General features: G+C 54.8%; 16 protein-coding genes. 5 read left to right on the top strand and 11 right to left on the bottom strand.

The window, feature by feature from the left end; genetic code table 11:
• Positions 1-61 precede the first annotated feature (61 nt).
• The 3 genes from rsuA (at position 62) to ACOTX3_RS05290 (ending at position 2,604) form a co-directional block, all read left to right on the top strand.
• The gene (gene rsuA, locus ACOTX3_RS05300; protein WP_058678174.1) at positions 62-769 is read left to right on the top strand and encodes a 16S rRNA pseudouridine(516) synthase RsuA; all 708 of its coding nucleotides are present in this window, start codon (positions 62-64) and stop codon (positions 767-769) included.
• A gap of 15 nt (positions 770-784) precedes the next feature.
• The gene (locus ACOTX3_RS05295; RefSeq protein ID WP_013097989.1) at positions 785-1,981 is read left to right on the top strand and encodes a Bcr/CflA family multidrug efflux MFS transporter; all 1,197 of its coding nucleotides are present in this window, start codon (positions 785-787) and stop codon (positions 1,979-1,981) included.
• 278 nt (positions 1,982-2,259) lie between these two features.
• Positions 2,260-2,604 carry a YejG family protein gene (locus ACOTX3_RS05290; protein WP_013097988.1) on the top strand — a complete coding sequence of 115 codons (345 nt, stop codon included), beginning with the start codon at positions 2,260-2,262 and terminating at the stop codon, positions 2,602-2,604.
• Positions 2,605-2,607: 3 nt separating this feature from the next.
• On the opposite strand, the gene yejF is transcribed toward ACOTX3_RS05290, so the two are convergent.
• From yejF to ACOTX3_RS05245, 9 genes are all read right to left on the bottom strand, one after another.
• Positions 2,608-4,197: a microcin C ABC transporter ATP-binding protein YejF gene (yejF, locus tag ACOTX3_RS05285; RefSeq protein WP_058678173.1), complete on the bottom strand. Its 1,590-nt coding sequence runs from the start codon at positions 4,195-4,197 to the stop codon at positions 2,608-2,610.
• 1 nt (position 4,198) lies between these two features.
• Positions 4,199-5,224, bottom strand: a complete 1,026-nt coding sequence (locus tag ACOTX3_RS05280) for an ABC transporter permease (RefSeq protein WP_014832713.1) — start codon at positions 5,222-5,224, stop codon at positions 4,199-4,201.
• Positions 5,224-6,318: a microcin C ABC transporter permease YejB gene (locus ACOTX3_RS05275; RefSeq protein WP_014832712.1), complete on the bottom strand. Its 1,095-nt coding sequence runs from the start codon at positions 6,316-6,318 to the stop codon at positions 5,224-5,226. The genes ACOTX3_RS05280 and ACOTX3_RS05275 overlap by 1 nt, the downstream gene beginning before the upstream one ends.
• A gap of 9 nt (positions 6,319-6,327) precedes the next feature.
• Positions 6,328-8,133 carry an extracellular solute-binding protein gene (locus tag ACOTX3_RS05270; RefSeq protein WP_020690112.1) on the bottom strand — a complete coding sequence of 602 codons (1,806 nt, stop codon included), beginning with the start codon at positions 8,131-8,133 and terminating at the stop codon, positions 6,328-6,330.
• 74 nt (positions 8,134-8,207) lie between these two features.
• Entirely contained in the window at positions 8,208-9,764 is a 1,557-nt protein-coding gene (locus ACOTX3_RS05265) for a cyclic di-GMP phosphodiesterase (RefSeq protein WP_045292122.1), read from the bottom strand.
• A gap of 128 nt (positions 9,765-9,892) precedes the next feature.
• Complete coding sequence (mepS, locus tag ACOTX3_RS05260; protein WP_023619753.1) at positions 9,893-10,462, bottom strand: bifunctional murein DD-endopeptidase/murein LD-carboxypeptidase; 570 nt, start codon at positions 10,460-10,462, stop codon at positions 9,893-9,895.
• Positions 10,463-10,877: 415 nt separating this feature from the next.
• Positions 10,878-11,591: a phosphatase PAP2 family protein gene (locus ACOTX3_RS05255; protein ID WP_029883087.1), complete on the bottom strand. Its 714-nt coding sequence runs from the start codon at positions 11,589-11,591 to the stop codon at positions 10,878-10,880.
• Positions 11,592-11,624: 33 nt separating this feature from the next.
• Positions 11,625-12,611: a CobW family GTP-binding protein gene (locus ACOTX3_RS05250; RefSeq protein ID WP_013097980.1), complete on the bottom strand. Its 987-nt coding sequence runs from the start codon at positions 12,609-12,611 to the stop codon at positions 11,625-11,627.
• A 123-nt stretch (positions 12,612-12,734) separates the two neighbouring features.
• Positions 12,735-14,201, bottom strand: coding sequence for a mannitol dehydrogenase family protein (locus ACOTX3_RS05245; RefSeq protein WP_058678172.1), 1,467 nt, complete (start codon positions 14,199-14,201; stop codon positions 12,735-12,737).
• Between the two features lie 204 nt (positions 14,202-14,405).
• Here ACOTX3_RS05245 and uxuA point away from each other — a divergent pair, with 204 nt between their 5' ends.
• On the top strand, positions 14,406-15,596 hold the full coding sequence (gene uxuA / locus ACOTX3_RS05240) for a mannonate dehydratase (RefSeq protein WP_029883084.1): 1,191 nt from the start codon (positions 14,406-14,408) through the stop codon (positions 15,594-15,596).
• A 115-nt stretch (positions 15,597-15,711) separates the two neighbouring features.
• On the opposite strand, the gene yeiP is transcribed toward uxuA, so the two are convergent.
• Positions 15,712-16,284 carry an elongation factor P-like protein YeiP gene (gene yeiP / locus ACOTX3_RS05235; protein ID WP_008500940.1) on the bottom strand — a complete coding sequence of 191 codons (573 nt, stop codon included), beginning with the start codon at positions 16,282-16,284 and terminating at the stop codon, positions 15,712-15,714.
• 162 nt (positions 16,285-16,446) lie between these two features.
• Between yeiP and ACOTX3_RS05230 the strand changes: the two genes are divergently transcribed.
• Positions 16,447-16,701 (top strand): YkgJ family cysteine cluster protein, encoded by a 255-nt coding sequence (locus ACOTX3_RS05230; RefSeq protein WP_127869168.1) that lies wholly within the window; start codon positions 16,447-16,449, stop codon positions 16,699-16,701.
• Here ACOTX3_RS05230 and setB read toward each other — a convergent pair.
• A complete protein-coding gene (setB, locus tag ACOTX3_RS05225) occupies positions 16,698-17,879 on the bottom strand; it encodes a sugar efflux transporter SetB (RefSeq protein WP_058678822.1) in 1,182 nt (393 codons plus the stop codon). The genes ACOTX3_RS05230 and setB overlap by 4 nt on opposite strands.
• Between the last annotated feature and the right edge of the window lie 147 nt (positions 17,880-18,026).

The raw sequence follows: 18,026 nt of genomic DNA, 5'->3' as shown, positions 1-18,026 counted from the left end.
GACTGCTTCTTTTTCGGACGCATTGTCCGACTTCCAGCACCATTAAGGCTAAAAAGATTTCATGCGACTTGATAAGTTTATCGCTCAGCAACTCGGCGTAAGCCGTGCTATTGCCGGGCGCGAGATCCGCGCCAGCCGCGTTACCGTGGATGGCGACATTGTGAGAGACAGCGCGTTCAAACTGCAACCTGACCATCAGGTGGAGTATGACGGCAACCCGCTCACCCAGCAGCACGGCCCGCGCTATTTCATGCTCAATAAGCCGGAAGGCTACGTCTGTTCTACGGACGATCCGGATCACCCGACGGTGCTCTATTTCCTCGACGAACCGGTTGCACACAAGCTGCATGCGGCTGGCCGCCTCGATATCGACACCACGGGGCTGGTGCTGATGACCGATGACGGTCAGTGGTCCCACCGCATCACCTCTCCGCGTCATCACTGTGAAAAAACCTATCTGGTGACGCTGGAATCGCCGGTGGCAGATGACACGGCAGAACAATTTGCCAAAGGCGTTCAGCTGCATAATGAAAAAGACCTCACCAAACCGGCGGTGCTGGAAGTCATTACCCCGACCGAAGTCCGTCTGACCATCAGCGAAGGGCGTTATCATCAGGTGAAACGTATGTTCGCCGCGGTGGGTAACCACGTTGTCGGTCTGCATCGTGAACGTATTGGGGCAATTAAACTCGATCCCGACTTGGCGCCTGGCGAATATCGCCCGCTGACGGAAGAAGAGATCGCCAGCGTCGGTCTGCCCTCGCATTAATTTCAGGAGAACCCTGTGACCACCAGGCCACACTCGTCTTTCAAAATCGTGTTCATTCTTGGCCTGCTGGCCATGTTAATGCCGCTGTCGATTGATATGTATCTGCCTGCGCTGCCGGTGATTTCGGCGCAGTTTGGCGTACCGGCAGGCAGCGCACAGATGACGCTCAGTACCTATATTCTCGGTTTTGCCCTTGGCCAGTTGTTTTATGGCCCGATGGCCGACAGCCTCGGACGTAAGCCGGTTATTCTGGGCGGAACGCTGATCTTTGCAGCCGCAGCCGTGGCCTGTGCGCTGGCACAAAGTATCGATCAGCTGATCGTGATGCGTTTATTCCACGGTCTCGCGGCGGCGGCGGCAAGCGTGGTGATTAACGCCCTGATGCGTGATATCTACCCGAAAGAAGAGTTCTCCCGCATGATGTCATTTGTCATGCTGGTGACCACCATTGCGCCGCTGGTGGCGCCGATGGCCGGTGGCGCGGTGCTGGTATGGTTCAGCTGGCATGCCATTTTCTGGATCCTGGCGCTTGCCGCACTGCTGGCCTCGGCGATGATTTTCTTCTTTATTGATGAAACGTTAGCCGTCGAGCGCCGCCAGAAATTCCACATCCGTACCACAATGGGGAATTTTGCCTCGCTGTTCCGCCACAAGCGCGTGCTGAGCTACATGCTGGCAAGCGGCTTCAGCTTTGCCGGCATGTTCTCCTTCCTGAGCGCCGGGCCATTTGTCTATATTGAGCTGAACCACGTTTCCCCTCAGCACTTTGGGTATTACTTTGCGCTGAACATTGTGTTCCTGTTCATCATGACCATCATCAACAGCCGCTTTGTTCGCCGGATTGGAGCACTGAACATGTTCCGTGCCGGGTTGTGGATCCAGTTTGTGATGGCTATCTGGCTGGTGGTCAGCGCGTTTTTCGGCGTGGGCTTCTGGGCGCTGGTGGTGGGGGTTGCCGCTTTTGTTGGCTGCGTCTCGATGATCTCATCCAATGCGATGGCGGTCATTCTCGACGAGTTCCCGCATATGGCTGGCACCGCGTCATCGCTGGCGGGGACGTTCCGCTTCGGGATTGGTGCCGTGGTGGGGGCGTTACTCTCAATGGCGACCTTTAACACGGCCTGGCCAATGCTGTGGGCGATGGCGTTCTGTGCCACCAGCTCCATTCTCTTCTGTCTTTATGCCAGCCGACCGCGAAAAGCCGCTCATTAATCTGCACATCAGGCCCGATACGGGCCTTTTTGTTGACCCATATCAACCAAACTTGCGTTCGTTTACCCTGTGTTTGTTTCTTTTATGTAAAATCTATTTGTGTAAAAAGTCACATCATTGTATTTAAAAAGGTTGAGTTAGATCGCAGAAACGGGTACATATAGCGCCGACGCGAGCCTGGATACCTATAAAAAAGCGCTGAATAGTGCAGGTTGGCGATGATGTGTTACTATAAATGTAAATAAATTGTGAAGCAAATTTGCTTCCGGGGATCGAACGTGAATACATTACAACTCTCCATAGTCCATCGCTTGCCCCAGAGCTATCGCTGGTCGGCGGGTTTTGCAGGTTCGAAAGTTGAACCGATTCCGCAAAACGTTGCAGGTTGCGAGAATTGTCTGGTCGCGCTCAAACTGCTTAGCCCGAGCGACGAAGATGCATGGCCGGTAATGGAACGCTTAAGCCAGGCGCTGTCGGATATCGAAGTGGACAGCTCCGTACTGGAGTGTGAAGGCGAGCCGTGCCTGTTTGTTAAAAGTCAGGATGAATTTGCCGCAACCTGCCGCCTGAAAAACTTTGGCGTGGCCATTGCTGAGCCTTTCTCGGGCCAGTATCCCTTCTGAGTGCTAGTCTGCCGATAACAGCTGGCGCGTGTAGCTCTGCGTCGGTGCAGTAAATACGCGCTGGCACTCACCTTGCTCGACCACTTCTCCCTGCCGTAGCACAATCACCTGATGGCATAACGCCCGCACTACCTGTAGATCGTGGCTGATAAAAATATAGGCCAGCCGGTGCTTTTCCTGTAACCCTTTCAACAGGGTCAGGATCTGTGCCTGCACGGTTCTGTCCAGCGAGGAGGTCGGTTCATCCAGGATGATCAGCTCAGGTTTGAGGATCAGCGCGCGGGCAATGGCGATACGCTGGCGCTGTCCGCCAGAAAATTCAGCCGGGTAGCGGTGCCGCGTCTCGGGATCTAACCCTACCTCTGCCATCACACGCCTGACCTCATTTTCACGTTGCAGAGCCGTCAGGGTAGGCTGATGGACGCGCAATCCTTCTTCGATGATCTGCAAAATACTCAGCCTTGGATTGAGCGAGGAGTTGGGATCCTGAAACACCACCTGCATGCGGGGACGTACTGGCAGCATTTGCCGACGGTTCCAGCGGTGCAGCGGCATGCCGTCAAACAGGATCTCGCCCTGCGAGGCAATTAAACGCAGCAGTGCCAGGCCGGTGGTGCTTTTGCCTGAACCCGACTCGCCCACCAGCCCCAGCGACTCACCCGGGCGCAGTGAAAAACGGATGTTCTTCAGCACGACGTTCTGGTCGACCACGCGGCGCAGAATACCTTTACGGATGGGGAAGGAGACAGACAGCCCCTCGACGTTGAGCAACGGCGCGCTGTCCCCCTGAAGAGGCACAGGATCGCCTGAGGGTTCACTGTCGAGCAGCCGCTGCGTATAGGGGTGCTGAGGCGCGTTCAGCAGTGCGGCGGCGGTGTTCTGCTCTACACAGCGTCCGTTTTGCATTACAGCGACGCTGTCGGCCAGCTTTTTCACTATGCTCAGGTTATGGGTGATAAACAGCAGACTCATGTTCAGCTCGCTACGTAGCTCCCGCAGCAGTTGCAAAATCTGCGCCTGCACCGTGACGTCCAGCGCGGTGGTGGGCTCATCGGCGATCAGCAGTTCCGGGCGCGTCAGTAGCGCCATGGCAATCATCACACGTTGACGTTCACCGCCGGAAAGCTGATGCGGGAAATCGCTCAGCCGTTTTGCCGCGTTGCGGATGCCGGTTCTCTCGAGGCAGTCGAGGATTTCCCCGCGCGCGGCCTCTTTGCGCATGCCCCGGTGCAGGGAGAGCACCTCGTAAAGCTGTTTTTCCAGAGTATGCAGCGGATTGAGTGAGACCATCGGCTCCTGGAAAATCATCGCAATTTTATTGCCGCGGACGCCCCGCAGGGTCTGTTCGTCGGCGTGCAGCAGCGAGCTGCCGTGAAACAGAATATCTCCTTGCGGGTAGCTCACTGGCGGAGACGGGAGCAAGCGCAGAATGGAGAGTGCCGAGACGCTCTTGCCGGAGCCGGATTCCCCCACCAGCGCCAGCGTTTCGCCACGCTGGATCTGCAGCGACAGATCGCTGACCACGGTGCGCGTCTCACCCTGTTTCGAAAAGGCAATCGACAGATTATCGATACTGAGAAGGGGCTGCGTCATGTTACACCGCCTTGTTGGGATCGAAGGCGTCGCGCACGGCTTCGCCAATAAAAATCAGCAGCGAAAGCAGTACCGCCACGGAAAGAAAGGCTGTAATGCCCAGCCACGGTGCCTGCAGGTTGTTTTTGCCCTGCAGCAACAGCTCGCCGAGCGAGGGGGAACCGAGCGGTAGCCCGAAGCCCAGGAAATCGAGCGAGGTGAGGGTGGTGATGGAGCTGCACAAAATAAACGGCAGAAAGGTCAGTGTCGCCACCACGGCGTTCGGCAGCATATGGCGGAAGATGATCCCACGGTCGCTCACGCCCAGTGCCTGCGCGGCACGAATATAGTCAAAATTACGGGTGCGCAGAAATTCTGCGCGCACGACGCCCACCAGCGCCATCCAGCCAAACAATACGGTGATCCCCAGCAGCCACCAGAAGTTTGGCTGCACCACGCTCGACAGCAGGATGATCAGAAACAGCGTTGGCATACCTGACCACACCTCAATCACGCGCTGACCCCAGAGGTCAATTTTACCGCCATAGTAGCCCTGGACGGCACCTGCCACCACGCCCATCACGCTGGAGAAGAGCGTCAGCATCAGCCCAAAGAGGATCGAGATTCGGGTACCGTAGAGGATGCGCGCCAGCACGTCGCCACCGTTGGCATCCGTTCCCAGCCAGTTTTGCGTGGACGGGGGAGAAGGGAAGGGGGTCGTGGTGGCGAAATTGATACTGTTGGCGCCAAAACGGATCGGGGCCCACAGTGCCCAGCCGTGTTGATCAATCTGCTGGCGCAGCCACGGATCCTGATACTCCGCCGGTGTTGCAAACGGGCCGCCAAAGTCACTTTCACTGTAGTTATTAAGCACGGGCACATACCAGCGGTCGTTGAAATGCACCAGCAAGGGTTTATCGTTGGCAATCAGCTCTGAGCACAGGCTTAACACAAACAGGACGGCAAAAATCCATAACGACCAGTAGCCACGACGGTTATGGCGAAAACGGGCCCAGCGGGCCTGATTGACGGGGCTTAAACGCGGCATCATCGGCCCTCAAAATCGATTCGGGGATCGACCAGCGTATAGCTGATATCACTGACGATATTCAGCAGCAGGCCAATCAGGGTAAAAATGTAGAGTGTGCCAAACATCACCGGATAATCCCGCGACACGGTGGCTTCATAACCCAACAGCCCCAGACCGTTAAGCGAGAACATCACCTCAATAAGCAGCGAACCGGTAAAAAACATACTGATGAACGTGGCAGGAAATCCGGCAATCACCAGCAGCATGGCGTTGCGGAACACGTGCTTCCACATGATCTGTTTTTCACCCACGCCCTTCGCGCGGGCGGTGACGACATACTGTTTGCGGATTTCATCAAGAAAGGCGTTTTTGGTCAGCATGGTCAGGGCGGCAAATCCGCCAATCACCGTTGCCAGCACCGGCAGCGTGATATGCCAGAGATAGTCGGTGATTTTCTGATACCACGGCAGGGTGCTGAAATCGGCGGATACCAGCCCCCGCAGCGGGAAGAGATCGAAATAGCTGCCGCCGGCAAAAAAGACAATCAACAGCACAGCGAACAGAAACGCCGGAATGGCATAGCCGATGATAATGAACGTGCTGCTCCAGATATCAAAACGGCTGCCGTTGTAGACAGCTTTGCGGATCCCAAGCGGAATGGAAACCAGGTAGATAATCAGCGTTCCCCACAGTCCCAGGGTGATCGACACCGGCAGGCTTTGTTTGATCAGGGTTAAGACCGAGGCACTGCGGAACAGGCTATCGCCAAAATCAAACCGGACGTAATCCCACAGCATTTTGAAATAGCGCTCGTGAATCGGTTTATCAAAACCATAGCGATGGGTGATCTCGGCAATCACCTCCGGATCCAGCCCGCGGCCGCCGCGATAATGGCTTTCGCTGATATTCCCCACGCCCGTTCTGGCATGGCTTGCGCCCATTCCTTCTCCGCCACCGCCGGGCATCCCGCCGCTGGTACCAAATTCAATGGCCGCAATCGCCTGATCGACCGGCCCGCCGGGCGCGATTTGCACAATAAAAAAGTTAATAGTGATGATGGCCCACAGGGTTGGGATGATCAGCAGGAGACGGCGGATTAGATACGCACCCATGATGATTCCTTATCGCCGCTCAGCTGGGAGTCTGGCGGCTTTGTTAACGTCATACCACCAGGTATCGAAGCCCAGCGAATAGATCGGGCGCACGGCAGGCAGCGAAAATTTGTCCCAGCGGGCAAGACGATCTTCACCCATATACCACATGGGCAGCATGTAGTAGTTCCAGGTTAACACTCTGTCGAGGGCGCGTCCTAATGGCAGGAGCTTCTGTTTATCGCCCTGTGCCGCCACGATCTTTGCAATTAGCGCGTCAACGACCGGGCTTTTTACCCCCGGCGCATTGTACGAGGAGTCGATGTAACTGGACGCCCAGGAAATCTGCAGGTCGGAGCTTGGCCAGGGCTGCGCGGGCCACAGGCTCTGCATCATATCGTAATCCCGGCTGCGCTTGCGGTTGGTCAGCTGGGCGATATCCACCTGGCGTATGTTCATTGTGATCCCCAGCCGGGCCAGGTTGTGCTTAAACGGCAAAACCCACTGATCGTTTGCCCCTGACGCGATCAGTAGCTCGAAGCTCAACGGTTTTCCCGTTTGGGCATTGACCCGTTTTTGATTTTTCAGGACCCAACCGGCCTCATCCAGCAGTTTGCTGGCTTTCAGCAAATTGTCACGATCAAAGCCGTTGCCATCGGAGGTGGGGGGATCAAACACGGTGGTAAACACTTCCGGCGGCAATTGTGCTTTGAAGGGGGCCAGCAGCGTCAACTCGTCGGCATTGGGGTAAGCGCGCGCCGCGTATTCGGTATTCTGAAAATAGCTGTTAGCGCGGCTGTAGGCGCCATAAAACAGCGCCTTGTTCATCCACTCAAAGTCAAAGGCCAGGGTAATGGCCTGACGTACCCGGCGGTCGTTAAACACCGGGCGCTGAATATTAAACGCCAGCCAGCGCGTGTCCTGGGCAGAGCTATTTTTGTGCTCGTCCTTGACGATGTAGCCTTTGGCGAAGTTTTTACCGATATAGCGCGTGGCCCAGTTTTTAGCGCTGCTCTCCAGGCGTAAATCGAAGGCTCCGGCCTTAAAGGCCTCAAAAGCCACGTTATCGTCCAGGTAGTAATCATAGCGAAGGGTGTCGAAATTCCAGCGCCCCCGGTTTACCGGCAGGTTGGCGGCCCAGTAGTCTTTTACACGGGAATAGACCACATACTGCCCCATGCGCCAGTCGGTGATGCGGTACGGGCCTCCTGCCAGCGGCGGTGTGGAGAGCGGGTCGCTCAGCTTATGAGCTTTCCAGAACGATTCAGGCATTACGGGCAGGGAGAACAGGCTCAGCATATTCTCTTTATTCGGCTCGCTCAGCTCAATGCGCACGGTGAGCGGTGCGATGGCCCTGACCGACGCGCCTTTGTAGACAATACGGAACTGAGGAACGCCTTCAGTCATAAATTTATGAAACGTAAAGGCGACGTCGCTTGCCCTGACCGGCGAACCGTCATGAAAACGCGCCCGCGGGTTAAGCGAAATTTCCGCCCAGGCAAAATTATCCGCATACCGCACGTTTTCGGCGATCAGCGGATAGTAGCTTCCGGGCTCATCATCAGACGTGACAAACAGGGTATCGTAGAGAGATTCTGTGCGCGCCGCGGCCACACCGCGCAGGGCAAAGCGGTTGAAGTTATCGAACGTGCCGGTGGCGGAGAGCGTCACATTCCCGCCTTTCGGCGCGGCAGGGTTGACGTAATCATAATGGGTGAAATTCACCGCGTATTTCGGTTCACCAATCACCGCAAACGCAACGTCTTCTTTGATGGTTTGCGCCTGGCTGGACAGGGCCGTCAGTGCCAACAGCAACAGTATGAAGCGCATAAACATCTCGCGACAGCTCCCTCTTTAACAGACCGGCTCAGTTAAGCTGAATAATAAGTGACGTCACGGGCAATGTGAAATTATTCGCCAGCGTGCGTCAGGTCGGGCCGCCACTCACGGAACTGCTCCAGCGGCATCGGACGGCTAATCCAGTATCCCTGCAGGAAGTTAACGCCATGTTCGCGCAGCCAGGCCGCCTGTTCCGGCGTTTCCACGCCCTCTGCGACGGTGGACATGTTCAGCCGTCTTGCCAGCATCAGTACGGCATCAAGCACCGGTGAGGTGACGGTTTCTGTCCCGATGGCGTTAACAAAACCCCGGTCGATTTTGATGTAATCCATGGTGAAATGTTCAAGATAGATCAGCGCACTGTGGCCGGTACCAAAATCATCGATCGCTATCTCAAACCCTTCGTTGTGCAGCCATTCGAACAGGTTGTTGGCTTCACGGTGGTTGAGCATGTCGCGCTCGGTAATTTCCAGCACCAGCTGGAAGTGATCCGGCGGCAGTAACTCTTTAAACGTGCGCATATCATCTTTAAAGCTGTCGGCGTGCAGGTGCCCCGGCGCAATGTTGATACCGAGTTTTGCGCCCGGCGGCAGTTGGGTCTGTAATACCGGCGCATCGTGAATGATAAGGTCAAACAGATGCAGCGTGAGCGGAACAATCAGCTGCTGCGCTTCAGCAAAATTGATAAACGCATCAGGGGGGATCTCACCCATGGTGGGGTGCTTCCAGCGCATCAGGACCTCAACCCCCCGCATTTTCAGATCTTTTGCATCCACCACGGGCTGATAGACCACATAAAATTGGCCGCGCTTAATGGCGCTGAGGATCTCTTTGCCGGGATTTACGCGGATGGTGAGGATATAGAAATTCAGCGATCCTGCCGCAATGCCGCACACCAGCCCAAAGAAGAGGGCGTAGAGAATTTCGTCGCTTGTCCACTTTTCAGCGTACAGCTTAATGGTCAGCGGCACGGCCTTAAGCGTGGCGGTACGCTCGGGCACGGCATGTAAATCTTGCGCCCTGATCAGGGTACTGGACATGGTGGACAGCGCCATATCACCGATGATGATGGCAATCCCTGCGAAGTCGTCCTGGCGCGCGGTATAAAGCAGGTAGGGGGTCAGATTGAGATTAACTGACGTAAACACCCCGCCGTCTTTAACCAGAGGGTTTCGGTACCAGATGGCAATGGCGGGTTTATTCGGCAGCATAGGCGTGCCCGGCAGTAATGCCATATCAATCTTCTTGTTGATGTGCAGCTCAGGTATAAGGGCTTCCATCGGCGTATCCATCGGCCCGGTGGCCGACGAGCAGAAGGCGATTTTGTCCCTGACCAGCAAGAATGCGCGCACATTGAGGCTGAAGGCCGCGCGCGACGTCAGCTCGGCATTGACGTCATGGCAGCTGTTCAGCGTGAGGGGCTGAAGAACATCGATAGAGGTTTTCAACTCTTCGAAATAGCTCTCCATGTAGAGGCTCACATCGGTAATCAGGGTGTCGAACCGGACTTCCCGCTTGTGGTAACTCCAGAAAAATTGCAATGAACCCAAAAGCAGGGCAGTGACCAGACCTGTAATAATACTGAGGAACAGTATCTTGCGATGACTGGAAAAGTAGCGGGTGAACATAGACGTCGTGATTCCTGAATTGCCGCTGGATGTATTCAGTGTAACGGGCAAAAAAAAACACCGCCGAAGCAGTGTCTTTTTTTCATCATATCGCCAGCCAAGGGATAACCAACGATACAATCATCATATTAACTGCGGGTCAGTACGCGACGCGCTTCGTTGTAGCGCTTCTTCCAGTATGGCTCGTTCATGCTGGAAATGGTCACACCGCTGCTGGTGGAGGCATGTACAAACTGGTCATTACCAATATAGATGCCGACATGTCGACCCGTTGAACCGGCACGGAACAGAACTAAATCACCGGTGCGCAGTTTTGTACGTGAAATCGACTTACCCACTTCCTGCTGTTCGTAAGTTGAACGCGGCAGGTCTAACCCAAACTGCTCACGGAAGGTACGCTGTACAAAGCTGGAACAATCGATACCTTTTTTGGTGCTGCCGCCCAGACGATAACGCACGCCTTTCCAGTCAGCATACTGGTCCATAATACGGGACTTCACGTCCAGATTACGTACCATATTTTCAAATTCATCCTGAGAGGCTTGCAGTGACGAGGAATCTTCCATTCCCACAACACGCGTCTCAGGATGCATGTTCTTTGCGGTGTTCGATGTACTACATGCAGACAACAGTACCGCAACTGCTATCGCCGGGATCCCCCGCAAGATATATCTCAAAATCGGTTGAGATTTGACCATTTTGTTTATTTTCCCTTGAAGTCCTTAACGACAAATATCGTTATAAAAATGCCAAACGTGACGAGACTAATTATCTGTTCACAATGAGACAATTCTTTCTGGTCACATTTGTGGCGCAGCGCACAAATTTATTCACCAAGGAAATAATTATCTCTATGGGGCAAAACGAGTTCGAGATTAACCGATTGCCAGGGCTATTGCGAGTAAAAAAAGCCTTTTTTTTATAAGAAATTGTGATACAGAAAGTAAAAATCCGACATTGCTTAAAATGCAGTCAGATCCGGCGCTTAATCACGCAATTGATTCATTTTTATCATGAAAGAGATGACGGGAAGATGACAGTGCGAAACGATCGTGGCGGGAGATCTATCAGGGATCGCAATGATCCCTGATAGCGGACGTTAATTTTGGTTAATTATTTGTTTAATGCTTGTTGCTTTTTACCCGGCAGATAGCGATCAAACAGGGCTATTATCCGGTCGCTCAGCGGTGTCATCAGGCACCACGGTAACGCGACCAGCGCAACAGAGAGCGAGCCCACGGCAATATCGGTGAACCAGTGTGCGCCAATCATTACGCGAGGGAAGGCGAAAACCACAAAAATAATCAGGGCTATGGCGAACGCCTTCCTGCCGAAATAGCGCAGCATAACTGCACAAAAAATAAGCAGCATCATGCCGTGATCGCCAGGGAAACTGGCCTTCGAGGCATCTTTCGTTGGAATATGCAGCAATTCGCTGACGCGATAAATATCGGTAAAGAACAGCGTTGGGCTTGAGCGCTTGACCGGAATAATAGCCGTAGCCAGCTGGTTAATGGCGACAGCCAGCAGCAGCATCATCAGACCAATAATCATAATGCGGCGACGCCCGGTTTTGTCCTCTTTCAGCCAGAAAGAGAGCATCAGGCAGCCCATCGCCACCAGCGAACAGCCGTCAAACGCGCGGTTGTTGGTAATCGCCACCAGCCACAGGAAGGCATCACTCTTCACCAGAGCCTGGTTAAAGAAATGGAAGATGGCAGAATCCAGCGGAAACCAGAAACCGTGATCCACCGGGATATACCAGGAGAAAAAGAGCGCCAGTCCGGCGACATTGAGCAGCAAAATCAGGGGAATTCGAGTTGTCATAACATTCAGCATACAGGGAAATCAGGGGCAACGTTAGCCGCCCGAACTTAAACGAAGCTTCAACAGGCTGGACTGCAGGGCATTCCAGTCGGCGTTAACCGCACTAATTAACTCTATTCGGCTATCCGGGGGCGCAACATTCTGCGTTTCAATAAAGAAATCTTCACCCTGACGGTTGATGCGCACCAGGCCGTCGGGGGTGCGCATAATCCCCTTAACGCGATCGACCGGCGCCAGTCTTGCCCACTCAAGCACGCCTATGGTGTCGAAAACGGTGTCGGCATCAAAGATCCACCCGCAGGCCTGATGACCCTGACCGCTGTTGAGATTACGTCGCCAGCGCTGGTGTTCCGGCAGGCTCAACGCCGCCAGACCCTGCTTTGCGGGATGACTATGCGCATGCTCCGCACTGGCTGGCAGCTCGGTGAGGTTCAGGCGAGGCAGGTCGAGCAGGGCGACATCCATCTTCCCCTGAGTGGTTTGCACCCGCTGACGGTTGCCCCCGAAATGTTGCCACCAGGCATCGAATGCCGCCTGGCTTTCAGCCGTAGCCCGATCTTCTTTATTTGCGACGATAATATCTGCGCAGGCGAGTTGATCGCGGAAGTTGTCGTTGGCCACCGCTTTTTCATCCAGCAGCTGTCGCGGGTCGAGCAGGCAAAGCGTGGCGCGTAAGTCTATCCACGGCTCGTAAACCGGTGCGGTGAGTAAATCAAGAATTTGCTTCGGGTGACCAAGCCCTGTCGGTTCAATCAGCAGGCGGTCGGGTTTACCCTGACGCAGCAGCGTGTTCAGCCCCACCTGCATGGGCAGGCCATTCACACAGCACATGCATCCGCCCGGGATCTCTTTGATCATGGCGCCGCTGTCTGACAGTAACGCGCCATCAATACCCACTTCGCCGAATTCGTTGACCAGCACGGCCCATTTTTCTGCCGGATCTTTATTGGCCAGCAGGTGGAGAATTGAGGTGGTTTTCCCGCTACCGAGAAAACCGGTAATAAGGTTGGTCCTGGTCACGTGCGCTCCGGTAGATAATTGTGATGATGTAACAATTATCTCTCATCCTGACGAAAAAAGGGCGCAATGAGAAGAGGAAGGGCAAACGGAGCGCATGTCCGTTCGCCTTAAGCGCAATAAACGTTAAAGATTTAACGTTTCGATAACAGCCTGGCGCGCCCCGAGGCGGGCAATACGTTGGTATGCCTGGTTTACCGCCTCGACAAAACCGTGGTTTTGTGCGAGATCGTGACCAAAGACTTCGCTCAGCGTCAGCAGAGCGTTTACGCGGTTTGCGTCATTGCTGGCTTCAACCTTCGCACGGATTTTGTCGCTGAGCGGATCGCGGACATCAATCGTATTGCCTTGTTCATCTGTACCGCTGACGTAGCGGATCCAGCCCGCCACACCCAGCGCCAGCAGGGGCCACGCGCTTTGACGCTCCAGATGAATACGGATCCCATCCAGCATGCGCTGGGGCAGCTTTTGACTGCCGTCCATCGCAATTTGCCAGGTACGGTGCTGCAGTGCCGGGTTGGCAAAACGGTCGAGCAGGCTGTCGGCGTAAGCCGTCAGATCAACGTCGGTGATACGCAGCGTAGGGGCCTGTTCATCCAGCATTAACCGCCGCGCGGCCTGACGAAACGCCTTATCCTCCATACATTCATTAATGTGCGCATACCCGGCGAGATAGCCCAGATACGCCAGGAAGGAGTGGCTGCCGTTCAGCATACGTAATTTCATCTGTTCCCACGGCAGAACGTCCTGCACCATCTGCACGCCTGCCACTTCCCACTCCGGGCGTCCGGCGACAAAGTTATCTTCCACGACCCACTGAATAAAGGGCTCGCAGATGATGGCGCACGGATCTTCCACACCGAGTTCCTGCGCGACCTCCGCCAGCGAGGCATCGGTGGCGGCGGGCACAATCCTGTCAACCATTGTGCCCGGGAAACTCACATGGGTATCAATCCATCCGGCCAGGTCTTCAGCGCGTTTCTGCGCCATGCCGAGCACGGCATTTTTCACCACGTGGCCGTTATCCGGGATGTTATCGCAGGAAAGCACCGTAAAGGCGGGTAAGCCGCGTTCACGGCGGCGGTGGAGCGCTTCGACGATGATCCCTGGGGCGGAATGGGGCTCCGTCGGGTTTTCCAGATCGTGAACGATCCGGGTGTTTTGCAAATCGAGTTTCCCGGTTGCGGGGTCGATGCAATAGCCTTTCTCAGTAATGGTGAGGGAAACAATTGCCACCTGCGGCTCGCAAAATTTCTCAATGATGGCGGCCAGCGAGTCCAGTTTTGCGTTCAGGCATTCATGCACGGCTCCAGTGATAATCGGCTGGTTGCCCTCCGCGCCTTTCTCCAGCACGGTGAAGAGGTGATCCTGCGCCCGCAGCTGGCTCATCAACACGTCGCCGCTGAACAGGCTGATCTCACAAATGCCCCAGTCGCCTCCTTTGGCATTCAGCACCCGATGGGTTAATAACGCCTGATGCGCACGGTGAAAAGCACCAAAGCCGAAGTGAACGATGCGCGAGCGCAGAAGCGAGCGATCGTAGCGCGGCTGCTGAACATGGGCAGGAAGCGAGGTGGAGGCAATTGTCTTCATGAAATACACACCTGATTAACCATTAATTAACAATGCCAGTGTAAAGTTATATGACAACAAAGAGAATTGGTAAGCCGTAAATATCGCCGTTCTGTGAGTTCGATCAATCAATCTGTGGCGCTGTATTGACCCCCTTCATTAAACATGTATGGTAGTCGTCATCGCAGTAATATATATTGGTATAACAACTTTGGAGGGTGGGCAATGGAACAAACCTGGCGTTGGTACGGGCCGAACGATCCAGTTTCTCTAGATGATGTGCGTCAGGCTGGCGCAACGGGTGTCGTCACGGCGCTGCATCATATTCCGAATGGCCAGGTGTGGCCGGTAGAGGAGATTCAACAGCGTCAGGCGCTGCTGGCAGAAAAAGGCTTAACCTGGTCTGTCGTGGAAAGTATTCCCGTTCACGAAGATATCAAAACCCATTCTGGGGAGTATCAGACCTGGATTGCTAACTATCAGCAGAGCATCCGCAACCTGGCGGCCTGCGGCATCGATACCGTTTGCTATAACTTCATGCCTGTTCTTGACTGGACGCGTACTGATCTCGAGTATCAGCTGCCAGACGGTTCCCGAGCGTTGCGTTTTGATCAGATCGCCTTCGCGGCCTTTGAGTTACACATTCTGAAACGCCCTGGCGCGGAAGCCGATTACACGGCCGACGAGCAGCAGCAGGCGCGCGAATGGTTTAACGCAGCAAGCGAAGCAGACATTGAAAAGCTGACCCGCAATATCATCGCGGGCCTGCCGGGTGCAGAAGAGGGCTACACGCTGGATCAGTTCCGCGCCCGTCTGGCAGAGTACGGCGGCATTGATAAAAATCAGCTGCGCGAAAACATGGCGTACTTCCTGCGCGCGATTGTGCCGGTCGCGGAAGAGGCGGGCGTGCGTCTGGCCGTACACCCGGACGATCCTCCGCGTCCCATCCTCGGCCTGCCGCGTATCGTCTCAACCATTGAAGATATGCAGTGGCTGAAAGAGACGGTCGATAGCATCTATAACGGCTTTACCATGTGCACGGGCTCGTACGGCGTGCGTGCGGATAATGACCTTGTGCGGATGATTGAAACCTTTGGCGATCGTATTCACTTCACGCATCTGCGTGCGACCTGCCGTGAAGAGAACCCGAAAACCTTCCACGAAGCGGCGCACCTGAGCGGTGATGTGAATATGGTGGCGGTGGTGGATGCCATTCTGGCGGAAGAGGCACGTCGTAAACAGGCTGGCGATTTACGTCCTATTCCGTTCCGCCCGGATCACGGACACCAGATGCTGGACGATCTGCGTAAGAAAACGAACCCGGGCTATTCGGCGATTGGCCGCCTGAAAGGGATGGCAGAAGTGCGCGGCGTAGAGCTGGCGCTGAAGATGACGAAGTATCCTGAACTTCTCTAAGTTCTGTTGCCCGGTGGCGCTACGCTTACCGGGCCTACAAAAAACCGGCCTGAGAGCCGGTTTTTGTGTTTTTGTAGGTCGGTAAGGCGAAGCCGCCACCCGACAAAAACCGCACTTAGTCAGCACGACCCATATAGCGTTTTTCTTCGATATGGATGCGGATTTTCTCACCCGCGGACAGGTATTCAGGCACCTGTACCACCAGACCGGTGGTCAGCGTCGCGGGTTTGTTACGCGCACTGGCGGACGCGCCTTTGATGCCCGGTGCCGTTTCAACGATTTCCAGATCAACCGTCTGCGGCAGTTCCAGCGCCAGCAGCACGCCGTCCCAGGTCAGAACCTGCATATCCGGCATACCGCCTTCAGGAATGAACAGCAGCTCTTCTTCAATCTGATCTTTGGTGAAGATGTACGGGGTGTAATCTTCTTTATCCATGAATACATACTCGTTGCCGTCGATATAGGAGAAATCAACATAGCGACGGGTCAGAGTGACGGTATCAACGATATCATCACCTTTAAAACGTTCTTCCACTTTAAGGCCGGTACGTACATCGGCGAAACGCATTTTGTACAGCGTTGCTGCACCACGGGCGCTCGGGGCCTGAATATCGATATCTTTCACAATCAGCAGTTTGCCGTTGTAATTCAGTACCATACCTTTCTTAATTTCGTTCGCTCTTGGCATTGCAGTAATCCTGTCTACGGGAGGTAAAAAATATCGCGCCAAATTACTCGTGCGCGGCCTTTCAGGCAAGCGGAATTCGTGGCTTTTGCTATCAATACACAAAAGGTGTTACTGTGCGCCCGATACCCGACTGCGCGGGTCTTTCACCGATAGAGAGCATTTATGGATTGTCGTCCCGATTGCGGCGCGTGCTGTACCGCACCGTCCATTTCCAGCCCCATTCCAGGAATGCCGGAGGGCAAGCCTGCGAATACCCGCTGCGTTCAGCTCTCTGAAACCAACCTGTGCATGATCTTTGGTTCGCCTCTGCGCCCGAAGGTCTGCTCCGGGCTGCAGCCCTCCGCCGAGATGTGCGGCAGCACGCGCGAGCAGGCGATGACGTACCTGCTTAATCTGGAAGCACTCACCGCACCTTAAACGTCTTTAATTCTTGTCAGGCACGCTATCGTCAGGGTGCACATCACCAGCGCAATCCAGAACACCGTGTGATAGTTCCAGATTTCAGCCACCACGCCGGCCATTGAGCCTGCGATAATCCAGCCCACGCGGGTGGTATTAGTATAAAGGGTGGTGGCGGAGCCTGCCTGACCCGGCATCAGATCCTGGAAATAGAGCATGCCAATTCCGGCGAGTATGCCGATATAGATGGCGTTCAGCAGCTGTAAAGCCAGCAGCAGCCCCGGCGTATGAACCGTCAGCATTCCAACATAGAACAGTAGCCCGGCGACAGCGGCGATACGCATCAGAAAACGTTTCCCGAAACGCTTCGCGTAATAGCCAGCAATCAGCATGGTGGGGATTTCAAGCCCGGCCGCGGTCCCCATCATGATGCCAGCAAGCTTCTCGGGCAGATGCAGTTCATCAATAATAAACAGCGGCATATTAATGATATACAGGCTGTTTGTGCCCCACATCAGCGTACAGATAATAAAGAGGAGCAGGGCGTCACGACGGTTACGACGCGGTGCCTCCAGCACGCCTGTTGCCACTTTTGGCTCTTTACGCATCGACGGCAGAAAGAACCACACCATGGCGCCACACACCACAAAGGCCACTGCCGCACTCAGGTACATCACCGTAAAGCCAAACCCCATCGCCAGCGCGTAAGCCAGCGGCGGGCCAATAACCCACGCCAGCGATACTTGCGCACGCAGAATAGAGCTGAACATTACCGCTTCTCGCCCGGTATGGTCGGCATGCTCACGGGCAAGGGCGAACATCTGCGGATTCGCCGTTGAACCGAAACTGCTCAGAAACACCCCGATAAACAGCAGAACAAAATAGTTGCGGTTCCAGGCAAACAGGACGCAGGCGAACACCCCCAGCAGACAGCAAAAGACGATCAGGCTTTTACGATCGCCTTTTTTATCTGAACGCCCCGCCAGAAACTGGCTCACCAGGATGCCGATAATGGCGCTTCCGGTAAAGAAGAAGCCCACCATCGCCGGACGCGCATGGACTTCATTGGTCAGGAACAGGCTCAGCGTAGGGGTCTGCAGCGCACCGGCGATGCCGGTCAGGAAGGCAACAATTAAAAATGCCGTTGAGGTGAAATCAAAGGGCTTCGGCGAGACGACGGCGGGCGTGTTATGCATGTTTCACAGTCGGTGAGTTTCCAGGAGACGCGGAGTGTACGTCGCGAGTCAGAAAATAAACATAGGGTGAGGTCAATTTCGCCACGAATAATCAAAATGGCATTTCATATTCGCGTGCAGCTGACCTTAGCTGAAACTGATTTGCTG

This window comes from Enterobacter cloacae complex sp. IR5384, from assembly GCF_049237265.1.
In the GTDB taxonomy this organism is placed as follows: domain Bacteria; phylum Pseudomonadota; class Gammaproteobacteria; order Enterobacterales; family Enterobacteriaceae; genus Enterobacter; species Enterobacter cloacae.
The sequence above is the reverse complement of the archived record's forward strand: the minus strand, read 5'-3'. Positions and strand labels throughout refer to the sequence as shown.